At 69.4% G+C, this 14,904-nt stretch carries 15 protein-coding genes and 1 pseudogene; 6 read left to right on the top strand and 10 right to left on the bottom strand.

What is annotated here, in order from left to right:
• Window positions 1-231 precede the first annotated feature (231 nt).
• Window positions 232-1,542, top strand: a complete 1,311-nt coding sequence (gene paaK, locus OG385_RS31865; protein WP_266860070.1) for a phenylacetate--CoA ligase PaaK — start codon at window positions 232-234, stop codon at window positions 1,540-1,542.
• Window positions 1,543-1,741: 199 nt separating this feature from the next.
• Here paaK and OG385_RS31860 read toward each other — a convergent pair whose 3' ends face one another.
• From OG385_RS31860 to OG385_RS31825, 8 genes are all read right to left on the bottom strand, one after another.
• A complete protein-coding gene (locus OG385_RS31860) occupies window positions 1,742-2,866 on the bottom strand; it encodes a 50S ribosomal protein L11 methyltransferase (RefSeq protein ID WP_266860068.1) in 1,125 nt (374 codons plus the stop codon).
• A gap of 9 nt (window positions 2,867-2,875) precedes the next feature.
• Window positions 2,876-3,751 carry a radical SAM/SPASM domain-containing protein gene (locus OG385_RS31855; protein WP_266860066.1) on the bottom strand — a complete coding sequence of 292 codons (876 nt, stop codon included), beginning with the start codon at window positions 3,749-3,751 and terminating at the stop codon, window positions 2,876-2,878.
• Between the two features lie 368 nt (window positions 3,752-4,119).
• On the bottom strand, window positions 4,120-5,253 hold the full coding sequence (locus tag OG385_RS31850) for a hypothetical protein (RefSeq protein ID WP_266860064.1): 1,134 nt from the start codon (window positions 5,251-5,253) through the stop codon (window positions 4,120-4,122).
• Window positions 5,250-5,762: a hypothetical protein gene (locus tag OG385_RS31845; RefSeq protein ID WP_266860062.1), complete on the bottom strand. Its 513-nt coding sequence runs from the start codon at window positions 5,760-5,762 to the stop codon at window positions 5,250-5,252. The genes OG385_RS31850 and OG385_RS31845 overlap by 4 nt, the downstream gene beginning before the upstream one ends.
• Window positions 5,763-6,161 carry an NAD(P)-binding domain-containing protein gene (locus OG385_RS31840; protein WP_266860060.1) on the bottom strand — a complete coding sequence of 133 codons (399 nt, stop codon included), beginning with the start codon at window positions 6,159-6,161 and terminating at the stop codon, window positions 5,763-5,765. It abuts the gene before it with no gap.
• Window positions 6,158-7,363 carry a hypothetical protein gene (locus tag OG385_RS31835; RefSeq protein WP_266860058.1) on the bottom strand — a complete coding sequence of 402 codons (1,206 nt, stop codon included), beginning with the start codon at window positions 7,361-7,363 and terminating at the stop codon, window positions 6,158-6,160. The genes OG385_RS31840 and OG385_RS31835 overlap by 4 nt, the downstream gene beginning before the upstream one ends.
• A gap of 396 nt (window positions 7,364-7,759) precedes the next feature.
• Window positions 7,760-8,161, bottom strand: a complete 402-nt coding sequence (locus OG385_RS31830) for a hypothetical protein (RefSeq protein ID WP_266860056.1) — start codon at window positions 8,159-8,161, stop codon at window positions 7,760-7,762.
• The gene (locus tag OG385_RS31825) at window positions 8,154-8,531 is read right to left on the bottom strand and encodes a DUF6415 family natural product biosynthesis protein (protein WP_266860054.1); all 378 of its coding nucleotides are present in this window, start codon (window positions 8,529-8,531) and stop codon (window positions 8,154-8,156) included. The genes OG385_RS31830 and OG385_RS31825 overlap by 8 nt, the downstream gene beginning before the upstream one ends.
• 204 nt (window positions 8,532-8,735) lie before the next feature.
• On the opposite strand from OG385_RS31825, the gene OG385_RS31820 reads away from it, so the two are divergent.
• Both OG385_RS31820 and OG385_RS31815 read left to right on the top strand, forming a co-directional pair.
• A complete protein-coding gene (locus OG385_RS31820) occupies window positions 8,736-9,902 on the top strand; it encodes a helix-turn-helix domain-containing protein (RefSeq protein WP_266860052.1) in 1,167 nt (388 codons plus the stop codon).
• Between the two features lie 11 nt (window positions 9,903-9,913).
• The gene (locus tag OG385_RS31815; RefSeq protein WP_266860050.1) at window positions 9,914-10,366 is read left to right on the top strand and encodes a GNAT family N-acetyltransferase; all 453 of its coding nucleotides are present in this window, start codon (window positions 9,914-9,916) and stop codon (window positions 10,364-10,366) included.
• A 214-nt stretch (window positions 10,367-10,580) separates the two neighbouring features.
• Here OG385_RS31815 and OG385_RS31810 read toward each other — a convergent pair whose 3' ends face one another.
• Window positions 10,581-11,741 (bottom strand): glutathione-independent formaldehyde dehydrogenase, encoded by a 1,161-nt coding sequence (locus OG385_RS31810; protein ID WP_266860048.1) that lies wholly within the window; start codon window positions 11,739-11,741, stop codon window positions 10,581-10,583.
• A 357-nt stretch (window positions 11,742-12,098) separates the two neighbouring features.
• Window positions 12,099-12,482: a metalloregulator ArsR/SmtB family transcription factor gene (locus tag OG385_RS31805; protein ID WP_266860046.1), complete on the bottom strand. Its 384-nt coding sequence runs from the start codon at window positions 12,480-12,482 to the stop codon at window positions 12,099-12,101.
• 120 nt (window positions 12,483-12,602) lie between these two features.
• On the opposite strand from OG385_RS31805, the gene OG385_RS31800 reads away from it, so the two are divergent.
• The 3 genes and pseudogenes from OG385_RS31800 to OG385_RS31790 form a co-directional block, all read left to right on the top strand.
• Window positions 12,603-13,682 (top strand): cation diffusion facilitator family transporter, encoded by a 1,080-nt coding sequence (locus OG385_RS31800; protein ID WP_266860044.1) that lies wholly within the window; start codon window positions 12,603-12,605, stop codon window positions 13,680-13,682.
• Window positions 13,683-13,825: 143 nt separating this feature from the next.
• Window positions 13,826-14,065, top strand: coding sequence for a hypothetical protein (locus OG385_RS31795; RefSeq protein WP_266860042.1), 240 nt, complete (start codon window positions 13,826-13,828; stop codon window positions 14,063-14,065).
• Window positions 14,065-14,241 (top strand): annotated as a pseudogene (locus OG385_RS31790) (repressor LexA); the annotation flags it as partial. The gene OG385_RS31795 and the pseudogene OG385_RS31790, both read left to right, overlap by 1 nt.
• Between the last annotated feature and the right edge of the window lie 663 nt (window positions 14,242-14,904).

Genomic DNA, 14,904 nt, shown 5'->3' with positions numbered 1-14,904 from the left:
TTGGCGCTCCGGGGACCGCGGACGGCCCCTGCTTCAGGCTCGGCCGCCCCTGGGGCGACGGCGGCCGGGCGCCGTCGAATGCCTGCCTCCGGAGCCCGTGCCCGGCCGGGCATTCACCCGCGCGCACCTCTTGACGCTCCGGCCCGCTCCTGAATTACTGATCACAGCAGAGCGACCGAATGATCGGTCGGCTGGCTGGCCGGTCGGGGACATCGGGACGGGAGTGACCACATGACAGCCCTGCTGGACGCGGGTGAGCGGCTCAGCCGCGACGAGCTCGAAGCGCTTCAGACCGAGCGGCTGCGCGCGACGCTCCGGCACGCCTACGAGAACGTGCCCTTCTACCGTGAGTCCTTCGACAGGGCAGGGCTGCGTCCTGAGGACTGCCGCACACTCGCCGACCTGGCCCGCTTCCCGTTCACCGTCAAGGCCGACCTGCGCGACCAGTACCCGTTCGGGATGTTCGCCGTACCGCAGTCCGACGTACGGCGCATCCATGCCTCCAGCGGCACGACGGGCCGCCCGACGGTCGTCGGCTACACCGAGCGCGACCTGTCCACCTGGGCGGACGTGGTGGCCCGGTCCATCCGCGCGGCGGGCGGCAGGCCCGGCGACAAGGTCCATGTGGCGTACGGATACGGGCTGTTCACCGGCGGCCTCGGCGCGCACTACGGCGCCGAACGCCTCGGGTGCACGGTGATCCCCGCCTCCGGCGGGATGACGGCCCGCCAGGTGCAGCTCATCCAGGACTTCCGCCCCGAGATCATCATGGTGACACCGACCTACATGCTCACCCTGCTCGACGAGTTCGAGCGCCGGGGCATCGACCCCAGGTCCACTTCACTGCGGGTCGGTATCTTCGGCGCGGAACCATGGACCGAGGAGATGCGGCGCGAGATCGAGGAACGCTTCGCGATCGACGCCGTCGACATCTACGGCCTCTCCGAGGTCATGGGGCCCGGCGTGGCCCAGGAATGCGTGGAGACCAAGGACGGCCTCCATATCTGGGAGGACCATTTTTACCCGGAAGTGGTCGACCCGGTCACGGGTGAGGTCCTGCCGGACGGCGAGCAGGGGGAGTTGGTCTTCACCTCGCTCACCAAGGAGGCCATGCCGGTGATCCGTTACCGGAGCAGGGACCTGACCCGGCTGCTGCCGGGCACCGCCAGGGTGTTCCGGCGGATGGAGCGGATCAGCGGGCGCAGCGACGACCTGGTCATCGTGCGCGGGGTGAACCTCTTCCCCACCCAGGTCGAGGAGATCGTGCTGCGCACCCCCGGCCTCGCCCCGCACTTCCAGCTGCGCCTCACCCGCGAGGGCCGGATGGACACACTGACCGTACGGGCGGAAGCCAGGCCGGACGCCACGCCGGAGGCACGGGAGGCCGCGGCCCGTTCGGTCGCGGCCGGCGTCAAGGACTCCATCGGGATCTCGGTCGGGGTCGAGGTGGTCGACCCCGAGACGCTGGAGAGGTCGGTGGGCAAGTTCAAGCGGATCGTGGACCTGCGGAGCGGTCCCGTGGAGTCACCGCGCGGCGCGTGAAGTCGATCGGAAGACTGGTGGCACGCCAGGCCTCCGCAGCAGCCGTGTCCGCTGATCTCACGGCGACGGCGTAGCCCCGGTACAGAAGGCTTCCGGGCCTTCTGTACCGGGGCTCCTCCATACTCTGCGGGTGGAACTGACGGTTCAGCAGGGGTGCATGGCCGCCCCCAGTGTGGGGCCATCACACGGGGTGCGAAGTTCAGAGGGTGGCGCGCCAGCCTCCTCGGGCAAGCCGTGTCCGGCCGTCCGGAGTGATCAGCACATGGGCGCCGCGTACGGGCAGCTCGCCGTGCTGAAGCCAGTACGAACGGATCTCATCCAGAACGTCCCACAGGTGGCGTGGACCGCTCTGGTGTACGACAGGATCGCCCCCCTCCTTGCTGGTGGCTCGGGCCCATGAGCCGTCCGGGTGGGCGAGCCACGCTGTGCGCTGCTGCCCGGTCTCCTCGTAGCCGTAGACGATGCCGGGTACCTCGATACCGAGCATGGACGACAGGTCCCACGCTTGCTCTACATCGACCACTGGATACCGACTGGCCGTAACGAACTCCCCCTTTTCGGTGCGGGCGGCTTCGATCAGCCCGTCCGGCAGAGCGTGGTAGTCGGTGCTGTGCCGGGCGTGCATGAATCCGGCCCGGTCCCATTCGACTCGTCCCCGGGCGGTGCCGTCGTCCTGCTTGTCTGCGGTGACGATGAGCGTCGTGCCTGCGACGGTCGTCACCAACCGCCCGCCCGGCTTGAGCGCCGTCAGCCAGCTGGTGGGCACGGGCCGGACGCCGACGGTGGCCACGATGCGGTCGTAGTTCCCTGGCAGCTCACCGCTCGCGTCCAGGGTGTGGAGCTGGGGGCGCAGCCCGGCCTGATCGAGTCGCTGTCCAGCTGCTTCGGTGAGGTAGGGATCCACGTCGACGCTGGATACCTGGCGCTCGCCCAGTCGTAGGCAAGCCAGCCCGGTGCCGTATCCCGACCCGGTGCCGACATCCAGCAGCGTGTGTCCGTCGCCGAGCCTGGCGTGCTGGAACATCCGCACCAGCAGGCTCGGCAGCGTGGCCGACGACGTCGGCCGGCCTGCTGGGCGGTCGCCGGGCTGCGCCTGGTCCGCGTGCGCGCTCCCGACCCGGGTGACGAGCGAGTCATCCGCATACGCGGCGGCTAGCCACGCCTGGTCATCGTCGGCCCCGGCCCGCAGGGACCAACCGTCCCCGCCGGCCCACCAGCGGGGGATGAACAGGTGACGTGGGAGCGCCGCAACGGGTGCGTGCCAGCGCGACCCAGCGTGCGTGACGCTGTGCGCCAGTGTCACGGCGTGGGGCTTCCAGTTCACCGGCGTCTCCTAGAACTTGGGGTTGCAGGCGGGGGTGCTGGCGGGGCTGCAATCCCCGCCGTCGTTGGGCGGGCACGCGTTCGTCGGCACCTTCGGCACGCCGGATCGGGCGTCAGCCCGTCGGGATCCGGACAGGACGTCCCGGAGGCGCGTGGTGCGCACGTTCCCCGTTCGCAGGTGCCGGGACAGGATGCAGCCGTACACGTCACCGTCCGGGGAGACAGCGACGCGCTCGTGGAAGCATCGCCCGCATAGCTCGCTCACATCGGGGATGGTGGCGGAGTCCGCTGCCGCACGTCCAACCGCACGTACCTGGTCCACCCTGATGTTCTGCACTCCGAGTGAACGCAGTTGGGCTTCGGCTTCGGCAACGCGCTGCCCATTGCCGAGGTCGACCAGGCCGACGCGCAGCGGGATGCGACGGCGCAGCACCTCGGTGATGTTGGCCAGAGTGCGGGCGTGGCTGCCCCGGCCCCCGGTGATCGAGTCGTGCTGTTCGGAGTCGTCGCTGTAGTAGCTGGTCGCCACGCGCACCCCGCCCTGGTCCAGCGCAGCCCACAAGGCCGGCCGGATATGGGTGAGATTCGAATAGACCTCTACGGTCAGGCCGCGTCCGAGTGCGTGGCCGATGAGGGGAATGAGGGCCGGGGATAGAGTGGGCTCCCCTCCGATGAACTGGACGGCCGGGATTCCGAGAGTGGCGATGTCGTCTACCACGCCCTGCCAGTCCCCACGCGTCATCCTGCCGTGGCTCACCTTCGGTCCGGACAGGGTGCAGCAGTGCGAGCATTCCAGTTGGCAGCTCCCCGTCAGCTCACATTCGTCGGAGAGGATCCCGTCCGCGGGTGAGGTGTTCGGTGCGGGGCTCTCGATGGTGATGGTCATGCCTGTGCCTTTCCGTATGAGTTCGGTGGGTACGAGACCGGTGCTGCTGGCTGCGGTCAGCCGTTCATCGCTCGCCATCGGCGAGTTCGGCAGCTGATTTCTCGGCGGCCTGGGCGGCGAGTGCTTGCAGCTCGGGGTCCAGGGACGGGTCCTTCGACGCATTGATCGCCGCCCCGGTGTTCCGGATCTACTCGAACAGCTCGTCGTCGCTCTTCGCCATGAGGGTTCTCTCTGTGCGCTCGGTGGGAGACCCGCCCCGGCCGGGTCTTCCGGACTCCGGCCGGAGCGGGCGTTCTTGGGTGCGGCCCTTGACCCGATTCGGTCGCCGTGGGTGGTGTGCGGTTGCCGGCGCGCGGGCCGGCGCCGGGTCAGATCGTGTCGGCGACCTTGCTCAACAGGGCTGCGCTGGCCGGGATGTCGTGGCTGAGCCGGACCGCACGGTGTGGCAGCTCGGCGAGACGGGCCGCCACCTCGGCGCGGGCGCTTTTCCGGCCGCCGCCGTCGACGCCCTGGGCCAGGCCGAAGACGTCCGGGTACCGGTCCTCGGTCGCCCCGGACATGAAGTCGGCCTCGCCCAGCGTGCGGGTGCCGTCGATGACGTCGGGCGCTGCGTCGGCGTCGACCTGGGGGAAGAGCAGGCCGGCGGCATGTCCGTGGGTGGCCAGGGGGACGTTGAACAGGTCCGGGAACTGGTCGGGGAACACCTGGACCTTGCGCTCCCGCTTCTTGGCGTCCCACAGCGGGGTGTTGTCTCCGGCGAGCAGCGATTCGGTCACGGATTCGTGCTGGGTCGGGTGGAAGCTGCCGCCGCCTTGCAGGTGCTCGCGCGCGGTGACGTCCCAGCCGAGTGCGTGGAGCAGGCCGAGGCCGAGAGCGGCGGCCGACGGCCAGGGCACCACATCCACGTCCACCTCGCCGGTCGGCCGGACGAGTACCCGGTCGTTGGCGAGGAGTTGCCAGCCGTGCGAGGCGAGCAGTAGGGCCGTGGTCGTCTTCCCGGCCCCCTTGTCGCCGAAGGTGAGGAGTGTCGCGCCGTCGTCCGGCCGTACGACTGCGGAGGAGTGGAGCACCGCCCATCCGTCCCGCAGGAGCTGGCCACGAATCGCTTCCCGTGCGAGGCGCGCGGCGGCCAGGGCGAGAGGCTGTACGTGGGTGCCGGCGAGGAGGAGACGACCGGAGGACGGCGTGCTGCGGTACGCGATCCCTTCAACCAGCGACGTGGCGAGGATGTCCTCACCGTCGCGGGCCACGAACAGGGGGTGCTTCGCGTACTCCACGGCCTCCGTTGCCCGGCCGTCGTGAACCAGACGGGTGATTTCCTCGTAGGCGGTCAGGTTGACGTCCGCCGTCACGACGGCGTCGGCACACACGCCGGTGGCGTCCACGGAAGTGGCGTTCCACCAGGGGCCGAAGTAGCGCAGAGCCCAATCGGTGACTTCGGGACGGTTGCTCAGCACGGTGACGACGGCCGTCGCGGCGCCGAGCCGGGTGGCACTGATCATGGGGCGGTCCTCTCGGTTGGTGGAAGGGCAGGGAGCCGGGTGTAGGCGTCGCGGAGGCTGCTGGCCGCAGAGTCCAGACGCAGGCGTTCGGAACGGGTCAGCGGAGGCAGGCACGGCACGGTCTTACCGCCGGTGAAGCGCATGGGGATTCCGAGCCAGACGTCTCCGTACGGCACGGACGGCTCCTCGATACCGTCGGCCAGACCGAGGGCCATGCGGAGCGTGGACAGCACGGCACCGGCAGGCCCGCAGCGGGTCCGGCCGATGGCGGTCCGGATCAGGGCCGGCCGCCGCTGGAGGTCGGCCACGACGGCACGTACCGGGACGGCGACCGGGCGGCGGTCGACGGTGGTGGTGGACACGCAGATGACGGCGCGGTCGCCGTGCTCGCCGATCACGTGGCCGCGCACGAGATCCGGGGACACCTGGGCGTACCTGGCCAACAGCAGCCGGTACCGGGCGGAGTCGAGATTCGATCCGATCCCGAAGACCCGGGCGCAGCCGGACACCTAGCCGAAGCGGCGGGCCATCAAGTCCACCGGATTCGTCACGACGATGACGGTGCCGTCGTACCCGCGCAGCTCGCGCGCCAGGACCCCGAGGGCGGGAGCGTTCGCGGTGGCCCCCTGGCGCCGGATGTCGTGCTCGGCGGTGTTCTTGAAGTCGGTGCGAAGAGCGACGACCACGGCGTCACAGCCGTGGAGATCAGCGACCTCACCGGCGTCGGCCTGCGTCCGCGAGCGGGAGGTGAGCGCCAGGTCCTGGAGGTCGGCGGCCAGGGCGCGGGCCTGGTCCGGCTGCCGGGACACGACCAGCAGCCGTTCGGGAAATGCGGCGGCAACGAGACCGGCGGCCAGCGTCTGCCCGACGGCCCCCGCGCCGACGATCCCCACCAGCGGCCCGTTCACCGGTAGCTCCCCGCTCTGTGCTCGACCTCGCCGAGCACGACGTCCAGGAGCCGGGGCCCGGCCATCGAACCGACGAGCAGGGCGCTCACCCGGTCCACCAGGGCCGCCACCGGCCAAGCCTGGTTGACGAGCGTCTGCTGATGGGGAGCCAGCGGCAGCCCCGCGGGTGCGCTGAGACAGGTGGTCAGAATGTTCACGGTGTCCATGAGCCACAGCACCAGCACTTCGCGCAGCCGTTCCGCACGCTGCCGCCCGGCGGACGCCGTCGTGTTGCGGGCAAGGAACGAGGCGATGCCCTGCACCATCTGCTGTGTGGCACGCCGGTCCGGGTGCCCGAGAGCGAGGAGTAGCGACCTGCCGGCGAGCTTCGCGATGTCGGGCTCCGGTCCGGCAGCCCACTGGAGGGCCGGGTCGATGAAGTGGAGCCGAGGGCCGTCGAAGAAGACGTGCTCGGGCTTGAGGTCTCCGTAGACCGCCGTGTCCCGACGGGGTGAGAGCCCGCTGCTCATCCGCAGCAGCCGCCACACCGTGTGCCGGACCAGCTCCACGACTTCGAGCCGCTCGCCTTCCTGGAGTCCGCGGCCCTGGCCGAGCGTTCCCAGATAGGTGTCGGCGCTCAGGCCGTTGAACTTCCTGCGGAAGACACCGGCTACGGAGCGCTCGTCGATCGGCTCCGAATCGCGCAGGAGCTTTGCGCCTTGGTGCCCTTGGAGTTCTTCGAGGGCGGCGAGCGCCGAGTCGAGGAGAGCGCTCGTCTCTCCAGGGCGGGCCGTCATCTCGTCGGCCAGCGTCTCCCCCGGCACCGCCCGGGTGAGCAGGACCCCGCGGTGGAACCCGGCCGTCTCGCATACGCGAGGACGCCCGAGTTCACGGAGGAGGGCCAGGTTCCGAGCCTCACGGGCGGTCAGCAGATCGGCGCTGTGAACGTACGCGCTCTCGGCTTCCTGCACCTGCGCCCACGTTCCCCCGGCGCCTCGGAGGATGGACACCAGGGACATGCCCAGCCAGCTGTACTTGGCGATCAACTCCTCGCCGTCCACCGTGAGTCGGCAGACGTAGGACGTGACGCTGGGGCACTCCTGCCCCAGCATGATCTGCTGGTCCGGCCACAGGTCCTTGGCCGCGTGGGATATGGCCTGTCTGGTCGCGGCGTGCAGCGCTGTTGCGCTCACCGCTGTGCTCTCACCTGTCGTAAGGGTCACCGACGCCTCCTCGTGGGATTGCGTTGTCTGATGGTGTTGATCCGTGAATCAGGGCGCGCCGAGCTGCCTCATATGGCGAGGTCGTGCCAGGCGCAGATCAGGAGCCAGAAGCTGACGAACAGGAGGAACCCGAAGCAGCTCGGCGTGGCCAGCGTCTCCAAGCACCCCGTGCCCCTGCTGAGGGCGGCGCCTTCCGGCGGGGTCGGTCCCCGCTCGCGGCCGGGCGGTGCGCTCGGCAACGAGCGGGAGTTCATACCGGGTACCGGCGCACGTACAGGCGGCTGACCGGGCACACAAGGTGGAAGCGCACGGTCGGGACAGCCCCGGTGCCACTGTTGATCTCGTACTCCTGCGACGGCTCGCCGGGCCGGATCGCGCGGTTACAGCTCGCACAGATCACGGGCGCGGCCCGTTGACGAGGGCGATCTCCGCGGCGAGCGCGGCGTGCAGCAGAACGGTGTCCGTGAGGTAGCACAGCGGCGTCAGCGGCACATCCCAGTGCAGGCCGGGCCCGCTGGTGCGCCTCACCGGCGGCACGGCTACGTACGCGCTGGACCCGAGGATGCCGACGATGTAGGACGGCAGCGTCCAGGCGTCAGCAGAGCCGGGCTTGATCAACCAGTACAGGACCGATCCGTAACCGTCCACGATCACCGCACCGCACTGATCACCGAGACGATCGATGACGGCTCGACCGAACCGGGCCGAGACGCGTACGGCGTCCCACGACGTGCCCATGGCAACCAGCTCCACAGTGTTCCCCTGCGGCGGCGACCAGGGGGCGATGGCCTCACGCATCGCACGACTCCAGGTTCTCCAGGTGCGTACACAGCGCGAGAACAGATCTGGACAGGCGCTGCTCCTCGGCGAGCAGCACGGGCACGGTGTGCCCGGTGGTGTGGCTCAGGCGGCGGCGCGCCTCCCCGAGACCGGCCTGAGCGGCGCCGCGCCATACGTCGTCCACGGGCCGCGCGACGGCCAGTTCGCCGACTGCGGGGACGAGCAGCGCGAGGAAGCCGCGCAGCATCATGATCTCGGTCAGGAGGCCATCCGCCTGGGGCACCTCTCCTTGGGCGAGCAGCCGGTCAGCCACGGCCCGCATCGTCTCGAAGTCCAGGGGCCTGGGATCTCTCCCGGGAGCGGCGGGCAGGACTGTAAGTTCAGACATGTCGACGCTCCAGCGTGCGTTGGCCACGCCCCTGGGCCGTTCGCGCGGTCGCAGGGGTCTTCTCCCCTTTGGGTCACGAACGGCCAACTCGTGTTCGCGACCCGGCTTATGGGAGTAGCGTTTCCGATACGGACCATCACGGACAGACATTTCCTGTCCGCAACCGTCCGCAAGGTTGCGGACACCGCGGACAGCGGGGGCACCATGAACGAGACCTTCGGCCAGGCTCTGCGCCGCTTCCGCGGCACGCGCTCTGTGCGTGACGTCGCTCAACTTGCGAACTGCGGGAAGAGCTATGTCTCAGATCTGGAGAACAACAAGCGTCCGCCGACCATCGAGGTAGCGACCGCGCTGGACCACGCCTTGGGCGCGCAGGGGCGGCTGGTGATGCTCGCGCAAGTTCGGCCGGGCAGCGATCCTCTGGAGCAGGCTGACGCACTACAGCGGGGCCTGAAAGAGGACTTCGCCGCTGGCCCCATGTCAGACGCGAGTTTGGACGAGGTCGAGTACACGGTGGCCTGGTACGGGCGGGCGACCCGCCACCGCTCAGAGACGGAGCTTCTCACGGAGCTGCTGGAGGACTTCGCTGATCTGCGTCTTCTCCTGGCTGGACGTCAGAGCGGGCCCGTCCGAAAGCGGTTGACGATCGTCGCGGCCCAGATGTCGAGCCTGATGGCCCTCACTCTGCTCAAGCTCGGTGACGACCGGGCCAGAGCCTGGTGGCGAACCGGTCGAGCCGCAGCAGCAGCAGCGGACGACCGAGCAACCCTCAGCTGGATGTATGCACAGGAGGCGTACCAGCACTATTACTGCGGGGACATAGAGGGGGCGGTGGAACTGGCCTGTCGGGCCCAGTACCTGGCGGGCGGTCTGCCCTGTGTCGGCCCCGCCCTTGCCGCACCTCTGGAGGCCCGTGCGCTGGCCAGGCTCTCGAAGCCGGAGGCTGCTGCGGACGCTTTGTCCCGCGCCGAAGTGGCCCTGAAACGGCTGCCGGTCGCAGACCAGATTGACAGTGCTTTCGGGTACTCGGAATCGCAGCTGAGATTTCACTCCGGGAACGCACTGACGCATCTGGGCAGCACAAGCCGAGCCCGCACGGAACAGGACCGCGCACTGGAGCTGTATCCGGCCTCCGACCACATGGACCGCACCCTGATCCACCTGGATCAGGCGATGTGCCTTGCGATCGATGGGGATGTTGCTGGCGCCGCCCTGCACGCGACGAACACGGTGGTCGGCCTTCCGTTGAGTCACCGCTCTCCGTTGATCATCTATCGCGCTCAGGACGTGGCCGTTAAGGTTCCCGAGGCACGAGAGGTATCAGAGGTGAGGGTGCTGCGTGAGGTTCTGGCGTTGCGCCCCGGAGAATAGGGACAACAAGCTTGAAGATCAGATCAGCGACGGTGGCAGACCTCGATGTGATCTCCGAAATGCTCGGGGAGATCGAGGAGTACTACGGCGGCGAGAACACCCCCGGTGACCACGCTCAGATCCGCACCGCGCTGTTCGGTGAACGCCCGCACGCTTCCGTGCTCCTGGCCCTCGATGATGACGATGTGGTCGGACTCGCCAGCTACACATTCCTGTGGCCAGCGGCAGGTGCAGACAGCAGCCTGTACCTCAAGGAGCTGTACGTCAGGGAACATGCCCGGCGCCGGGGGGTGGCCGCAGAACTGATGATGGCGCTGTCCGAGGCCGCGGGGCTGGCCGGGTGCTCCCGGATCGAGTGGACGGCCGACACGGAGAACCCCCCGGCACTCGCCTTTTACGCTGCTCAGGGTGCTGAGCGTCGAGCGGGGAAGGTCTTCTACCGGCTGGAACATAACGAACGCTGAGGCGCCTCCGCGTGCCACGTGTGCACCCGCCGGATCTCGCGTCCGTCCGGGCAGCTCCGCCCCGCTCCTGCGTCACGGGGGCGGGGCGGCCAAGCAATCCCCGACTGTGCTAGTTGGGGTTGTGCTGACCACGGCAGCACCGGCCACTGACAACGGGCTCCGCACGGAATCCGAGGTGTCCGGTGGCTGACCCGGAATGCAGCTCGCGGCAGTGTTAGTTGGCACCGTTCGGGTGCAGCACGACCTTCGTCCAGCCGTCGTCGCGGGCGTCGAAGTGGTCGTACGCCGTTGCGGCCTCGTCGAGGTTCAGCTCGTGCGAGACCAGGAAGCTCGGCTCTGCCTTGCCGCCCGCGATGAGGTCGCGCAGCGCCCGGTTGTACCGTTTCACTGGAGCCTGTCCCGTGCCGACCTTCTGGCCCTTGAACCACATCATGCCGAAATCGATCGGCGTCTTGCCCTTCGCCTGGAGTTCTCCCTGCGCTTCGGCTCCGCCTGGATCCTCGGGGAGGAAGATACCCACGACACCGAGGGCGCCGGTGAACCGGACCGCGTCGATCAGCCCGTTCATCGTCAGGGCGGCGTTTTCGTGTCCCTGCGGATCGTGCGCCTGGTAGCCGACGCACTCACAGCCGTTGTCGGCGCCCAGCCCCAGCGTTGCTTCCTTGACGACCTCGGACGGGTCCTGGTCGTTGGTGTTGATCGGGATCGCGCCGATCTCCTCCGCGAGCCGGAGCCGGTCCGGTTGGTGATCAGCCACCCACACCCGGCCGGCTCCCTTGAGGATCGCGGAGTAGGCCGCCATCAGTCCTACCGGACCGGCGCCGAAGACGAGGGTCTGGTCGCCGGGCTTGACGCCTGCCATCTCGGTGGCGTGGTAGCCGGTGGGGAAGATGTCGGACAGCATCACGTAGTCCAGCTGGCGCTCGGCGGCGTCCTCGCCCAGCCGCAGGGCGTTGAAGTCGCCGTACGGTACGCGCAGCAGCTCGGCCTGCCCGCCCTGGTAGGTGCCCATCTCAGCAAAGCCGTAGGCGGCGCCGGCGAGGGCAGGCTCGGGCTGCATGGTCAGGCAGTAGTTCGTCAAGCCCTGCTCGCACTGCTTGCAGAAACCACACGCGATGTTGAACGGCAGGCACACGTACTCGCCGACCTTGACTTTGGTGACCGCGGAGCCGACGTCAACGACCTGCCCCAGGTTCTCGTGGCCCAGCGTGCGGCCAGTCTCGAACGACGTGCGGCCTTCGTACATGTGCAGGTCGGAGCCGCAGATGTTGGTGCTCGTGATCTTCACGAGGATGTCGCTGGGGTGCTCGATCTTCGCGTCCGGTACGTCCTTCACCGCAATGGTGCGGGGTCCCTCGTACACCGCTGCCTTCATGATCAATCATTCCCTTTTCGCCGCTACGCGCGAGCGCCATCACAGCTTGCGCGTAGCGGCGGGTAGTCGACGGCGCCACCGGCGGCGTGCTCTGCCGTCCGGCTCGTCCCGAGAAGGGCGTCGGCGCTCCCTCTCCTCTCTTTCCACCTTCCCACTTGCCCCGGCCGGCCGCGACTCACTTCGCAGCGCCCTGACGTGCAGCAACCTCGGGCGCCTCCGCCCGGGTTATTCACAGCCGGGGCATGGTCATGAACGGGGTGGCACCCGGCGGAGGGAGCTGGCTCGCCAGTTCCTGTCGGGTAGTCGGGGTGCGGGCGTACCCGATCCGGCCGGCAGCGGGTTTCGCGGCGGCCAGGATCATCCGGCGTCGGCGGCCACCTGGGCGGGCGGGGTGTCGCGCAGGCCCAGGCGCAGGTGTTCGACGTGGAAGAGGGCTTGGTCGAGGAGCTGGGCGACGTGGTGGTCGTGGAGGGCGTAGATGATCGAGCGTCCCTGGCGTTCTCCGGTGACCAGGCCGAGGTTGCGCAGCAGGCGTAGTTGGTGGGAGCAGGCGGACGGTTCCATCTCGACGGCTTCGGCGAGTGCGGCGACGGCACACGGACCTTCTTGGAGGCGGGCGAGGATCCATAGCCGGGATGGGGTGGCCAGGGCCTGGAGGGTGGCGGCGACGTCGGCGGTCCCCACGGCGTCCAGGCGTTCGCGGGTGGTGGCGTGGTGTCTGCCGTCGGTTTCGTGGCCCATGCCGCCCATCCTACCGGCGAAACATGAAGACCTGTTCAGGTGTTCTTGTATGGTGGTGTTGCCGCACAGGGCCGCCTGTGTCTGGGCTGTCCCGCCTGCTCCCCGAAAGGTGCCTTCGCCGTGAGCACCCACCACGAACACGATCACGATCCCTCCGCCGGGCACGGCGAGAGCCACCCGCATGACCACGACCACGGTCATAGCCGTGCGGATTCGCGCTGGTCGCGGCTGCGCCACCAGGCCGCGCACCTGGTGACCCCGCACAGTCACGAGGCGAGGGACAAGGTCGACTCGGCGATGGAGACCTCCAGGGAGGGCATGCGCACCCTGTGGCTGTCGCTGGGGATCCTGGGCCTGACCACCGTGGTCCAGGCGGCGGTCGTCGCCCTCTCGGGGTCGGTGGCACTACTGGGCGACACCATCCACAACGCCGCCGACGCGCTGACCGCCATCCCGCTGGGCATCGCCTTCGTACTGGGCCGGCGGGCGGCGAACCGCCGCTACACCTACGGGTACGGCCGCGCCGAGGACCTGGCCGGCATCGCCATCGTGCTCACCATCGCCGCGTCCTCCGCGCTGGCCGCGTACACGGCCGTGGACCGGCTGCTCAACCCGCGGGAGATCACTCATCTGTGGGCGGTCGCCGTCGCGGCAGTGGCCGGGTTCATCGGGAACGAGTGGGTGGCCCGCTACCGCATCCGCACCGGCCGCAGGATCGGCTCGGCGGCCCTGGTCACAGACGGACTGCACGCCCGCACCGACGGGTTCACCTCGCTCGCCGTGCTGATCGGTGCGGGCGGCGTGGCGATCGGCTGGCGGTACGCCGACCCCATCGTGGGTCTGCTCATCACGCTCGCGATCCTGATGGTGCTGCGGGACGCCGCGCGGGAGGTCTACCGGCGGCTGATGGACTCCGTAGACCCGGCACTGGTCGACAGCGCGGAAGATGCCCTGCGCGGCGTGGAGGGCGTGCGCGGCCTGGGACAGGTGCGGATGCGGTGGATCGGCCACACCCTGCGCGCGGAGACCGACATTGTCGTCGACCCGGACCTGACGGTGGTGCAGGCCCACGCACTGGCCGTCGCGGCCGAACACGCACTGATCCACGCGGTACCCCGCCTGACCGCCGCGACCGTCCACACCGACCACACCCACAGCGGCAACCAGCACGCGGTGCTCGCGCATCACGGCACGGGCTGACGGCCCGGCCTCAGCCGCTCATCCGCCAGCCCCCGCCGAGCCAGCCGCTGCTCTGCCATCTGACGCGCTCAGTCGCAGCGGCCCACACTCCGGAGCGGCCATGACGACACAAACAAATTCGAACATGTGCTCTACTCGGTGTCATGAGGTACACCTTCCCCCACGATCTGCTGCGGGCGCAGACCGAGTGGTACGCCACCTACCGGCAGCTCGCAGACGCCGCCGAAAAGCAGACAGGGACAGCCGCGCACCGGCGGCGACTCCAGCAGCTCTCCGCCCGCATCGCCGCCCACCCGTACTGGCGGACGCCGCCCGGGAACACCCCGGCCGCGCGGATGGCGCTCCGCGAGGTATCCCGGAGCCTGGCCGGAGCACGGCCGTAATGGACATCACCGACCGGCAAGCCCGCATCCTGCGGGCTGCGCGACTCGGTGGCAGAGCACGGGCACTGCCCGACCATGCGCGAGATCGGCAATGCCGTCGGCCTGTCCAGCACGTCGTCCGTGAACTACCAGCTGCGGCGCCTACAGGCACAGGGGCTCGTCACCCGCACCGCCCAGGGATGGCAGCCGCGCTGACCGGGCTGGTGCCGGACATGCGAAAGCGCGCCCAGCCCGAGCACGCTCTGACTCGCCGGAGAGGTCGGCCCGTCGGCGGGCGTGCGCCGGCAGATGAGTGCGTCCGGGTCGTCGGCTGGCGCCTGGAGGGTGTAGCCGTCCGGGCAGGTCTGACCATCTTTCCCGTCCTTGCCGTCCGCACCGCCTTTGCCATCCGCACCGTCCTTTCCGTCAGTGCCTGCCGGGCCGGCAAGGCCAGCTGGCCCGGGGACGGTGGAGTCGGTGCCGGGCTGCCCGGCGGCGCCAGTCGGACCCGGAACCACTGAGTCGGCGCCGGACTGCCCCCGCTTGCCCGCGGGTCCACGGCTCGGAGTGATGGTCGGAGCAGGTCTGCCCTCCGGGACCGGAGGGACCCGCTGCGCCCTTCTCTGGTTCGCCGCGGCTGCCGGGCGGACCGGCCACGGGTGTGCCGCCGAGGTATTCCACCTGTGCTGAGAGCTGGTCACGCGCCCGGTTGGCTTCCCGGAGGTCCGAGGAGAGGCCGATGACCAGGATGGCCATCAGGACGATGCCCGCGAGGATCAGCAGCCCAGTCCCGGCGATCACGAACTCGACACGGCGCATCCGGCGGACCTGGGCGCGTGGCTGGGGCGGGGCCTTGTGCT

It is taken from the genome of Streptomyces sp. NBC_01306 (assembly GCF_026340465.1).
Lineage (GTDB): Bacteria > Actinomycetota > Actinomycetes > Streptomycetales > Streptomycetaceae > Streptomyces.
The sequence above is the reverse complement of the archived record's forward strand: the minus strand, read 5'-3'. Positions and strand labels throughout refer to the sequence as shown.

What these genes read in the sequence shown, in the direction of transcription:
- OG385_RS31825 (WP_266860054.1), bottom strand. Translation starts at nt 8,531, where the DNA reads ATGTCTGAACTTACAGTCCTGCCCGCCGCTCCCGGGAGAGATCCCAGG.
- OG385_RS31830 (WP_266860056.1), bottom strand. Translation starts at nt 8,161, where the DNA reads ATGCGTGAGGCCATCGCCCCCTGGTCGCCGCCGCAGGGGAACACTGTG.
- OG385_RS31820 (WP_266860052.1), top strand. Translation starts at nt 8,736, where the DNA reads ATGAACGAGACCTTCGGCCAGGCTCTGCGCCGCTTCCGCGGCACGCGC.
- OG385_RS31795 (WP_266860042.1), top strand. Translation starts at nt 13,826, where the DNA reads ATGAGGTACACCTTCCCCCACGATCTGCTGCGGGCGCAGACCGAGTGG.
- OG385_RS31850 (WP_266860064.1), bottom strand. Translation starts at nt 5,253, where the DNA reads ATGATCAGTGCCACCCGGCTCGGCGCCGCGACGGCCGTCGTCACCGTG.
- OG385_RS31805 (WP_266860046.1), bottom strand. Translation starts at nt 12,482, where the DNA reads ATGGGCCACGAAACCGACGGCAGACACCACGCCACCACCCGCGAACGC.
- OG385_RS31855 (WP_266860066.1), bottom strand. Translation starts at nt 3,751, where the DNA reads ATGACCATCACCATCGAGAGCCCCGCACCGAACACCTCACCCGCGGAC.
- paaK (WP_266860070.1), top strand. Translation starts at nt 232, where the DNA reads ATGACAGCCCTGCTGGACGCGGGTGAGCGGCTCAGCCGCGACGAGCTC.
- OG385_RS31810 (WP_266860048.1), bottom strand. Translation starts at nt 11,741, where the DNA reads ATGAAGGCAGCGGTGTACGAGGGACCCCGCACCATTGCGGTGAAGGAC.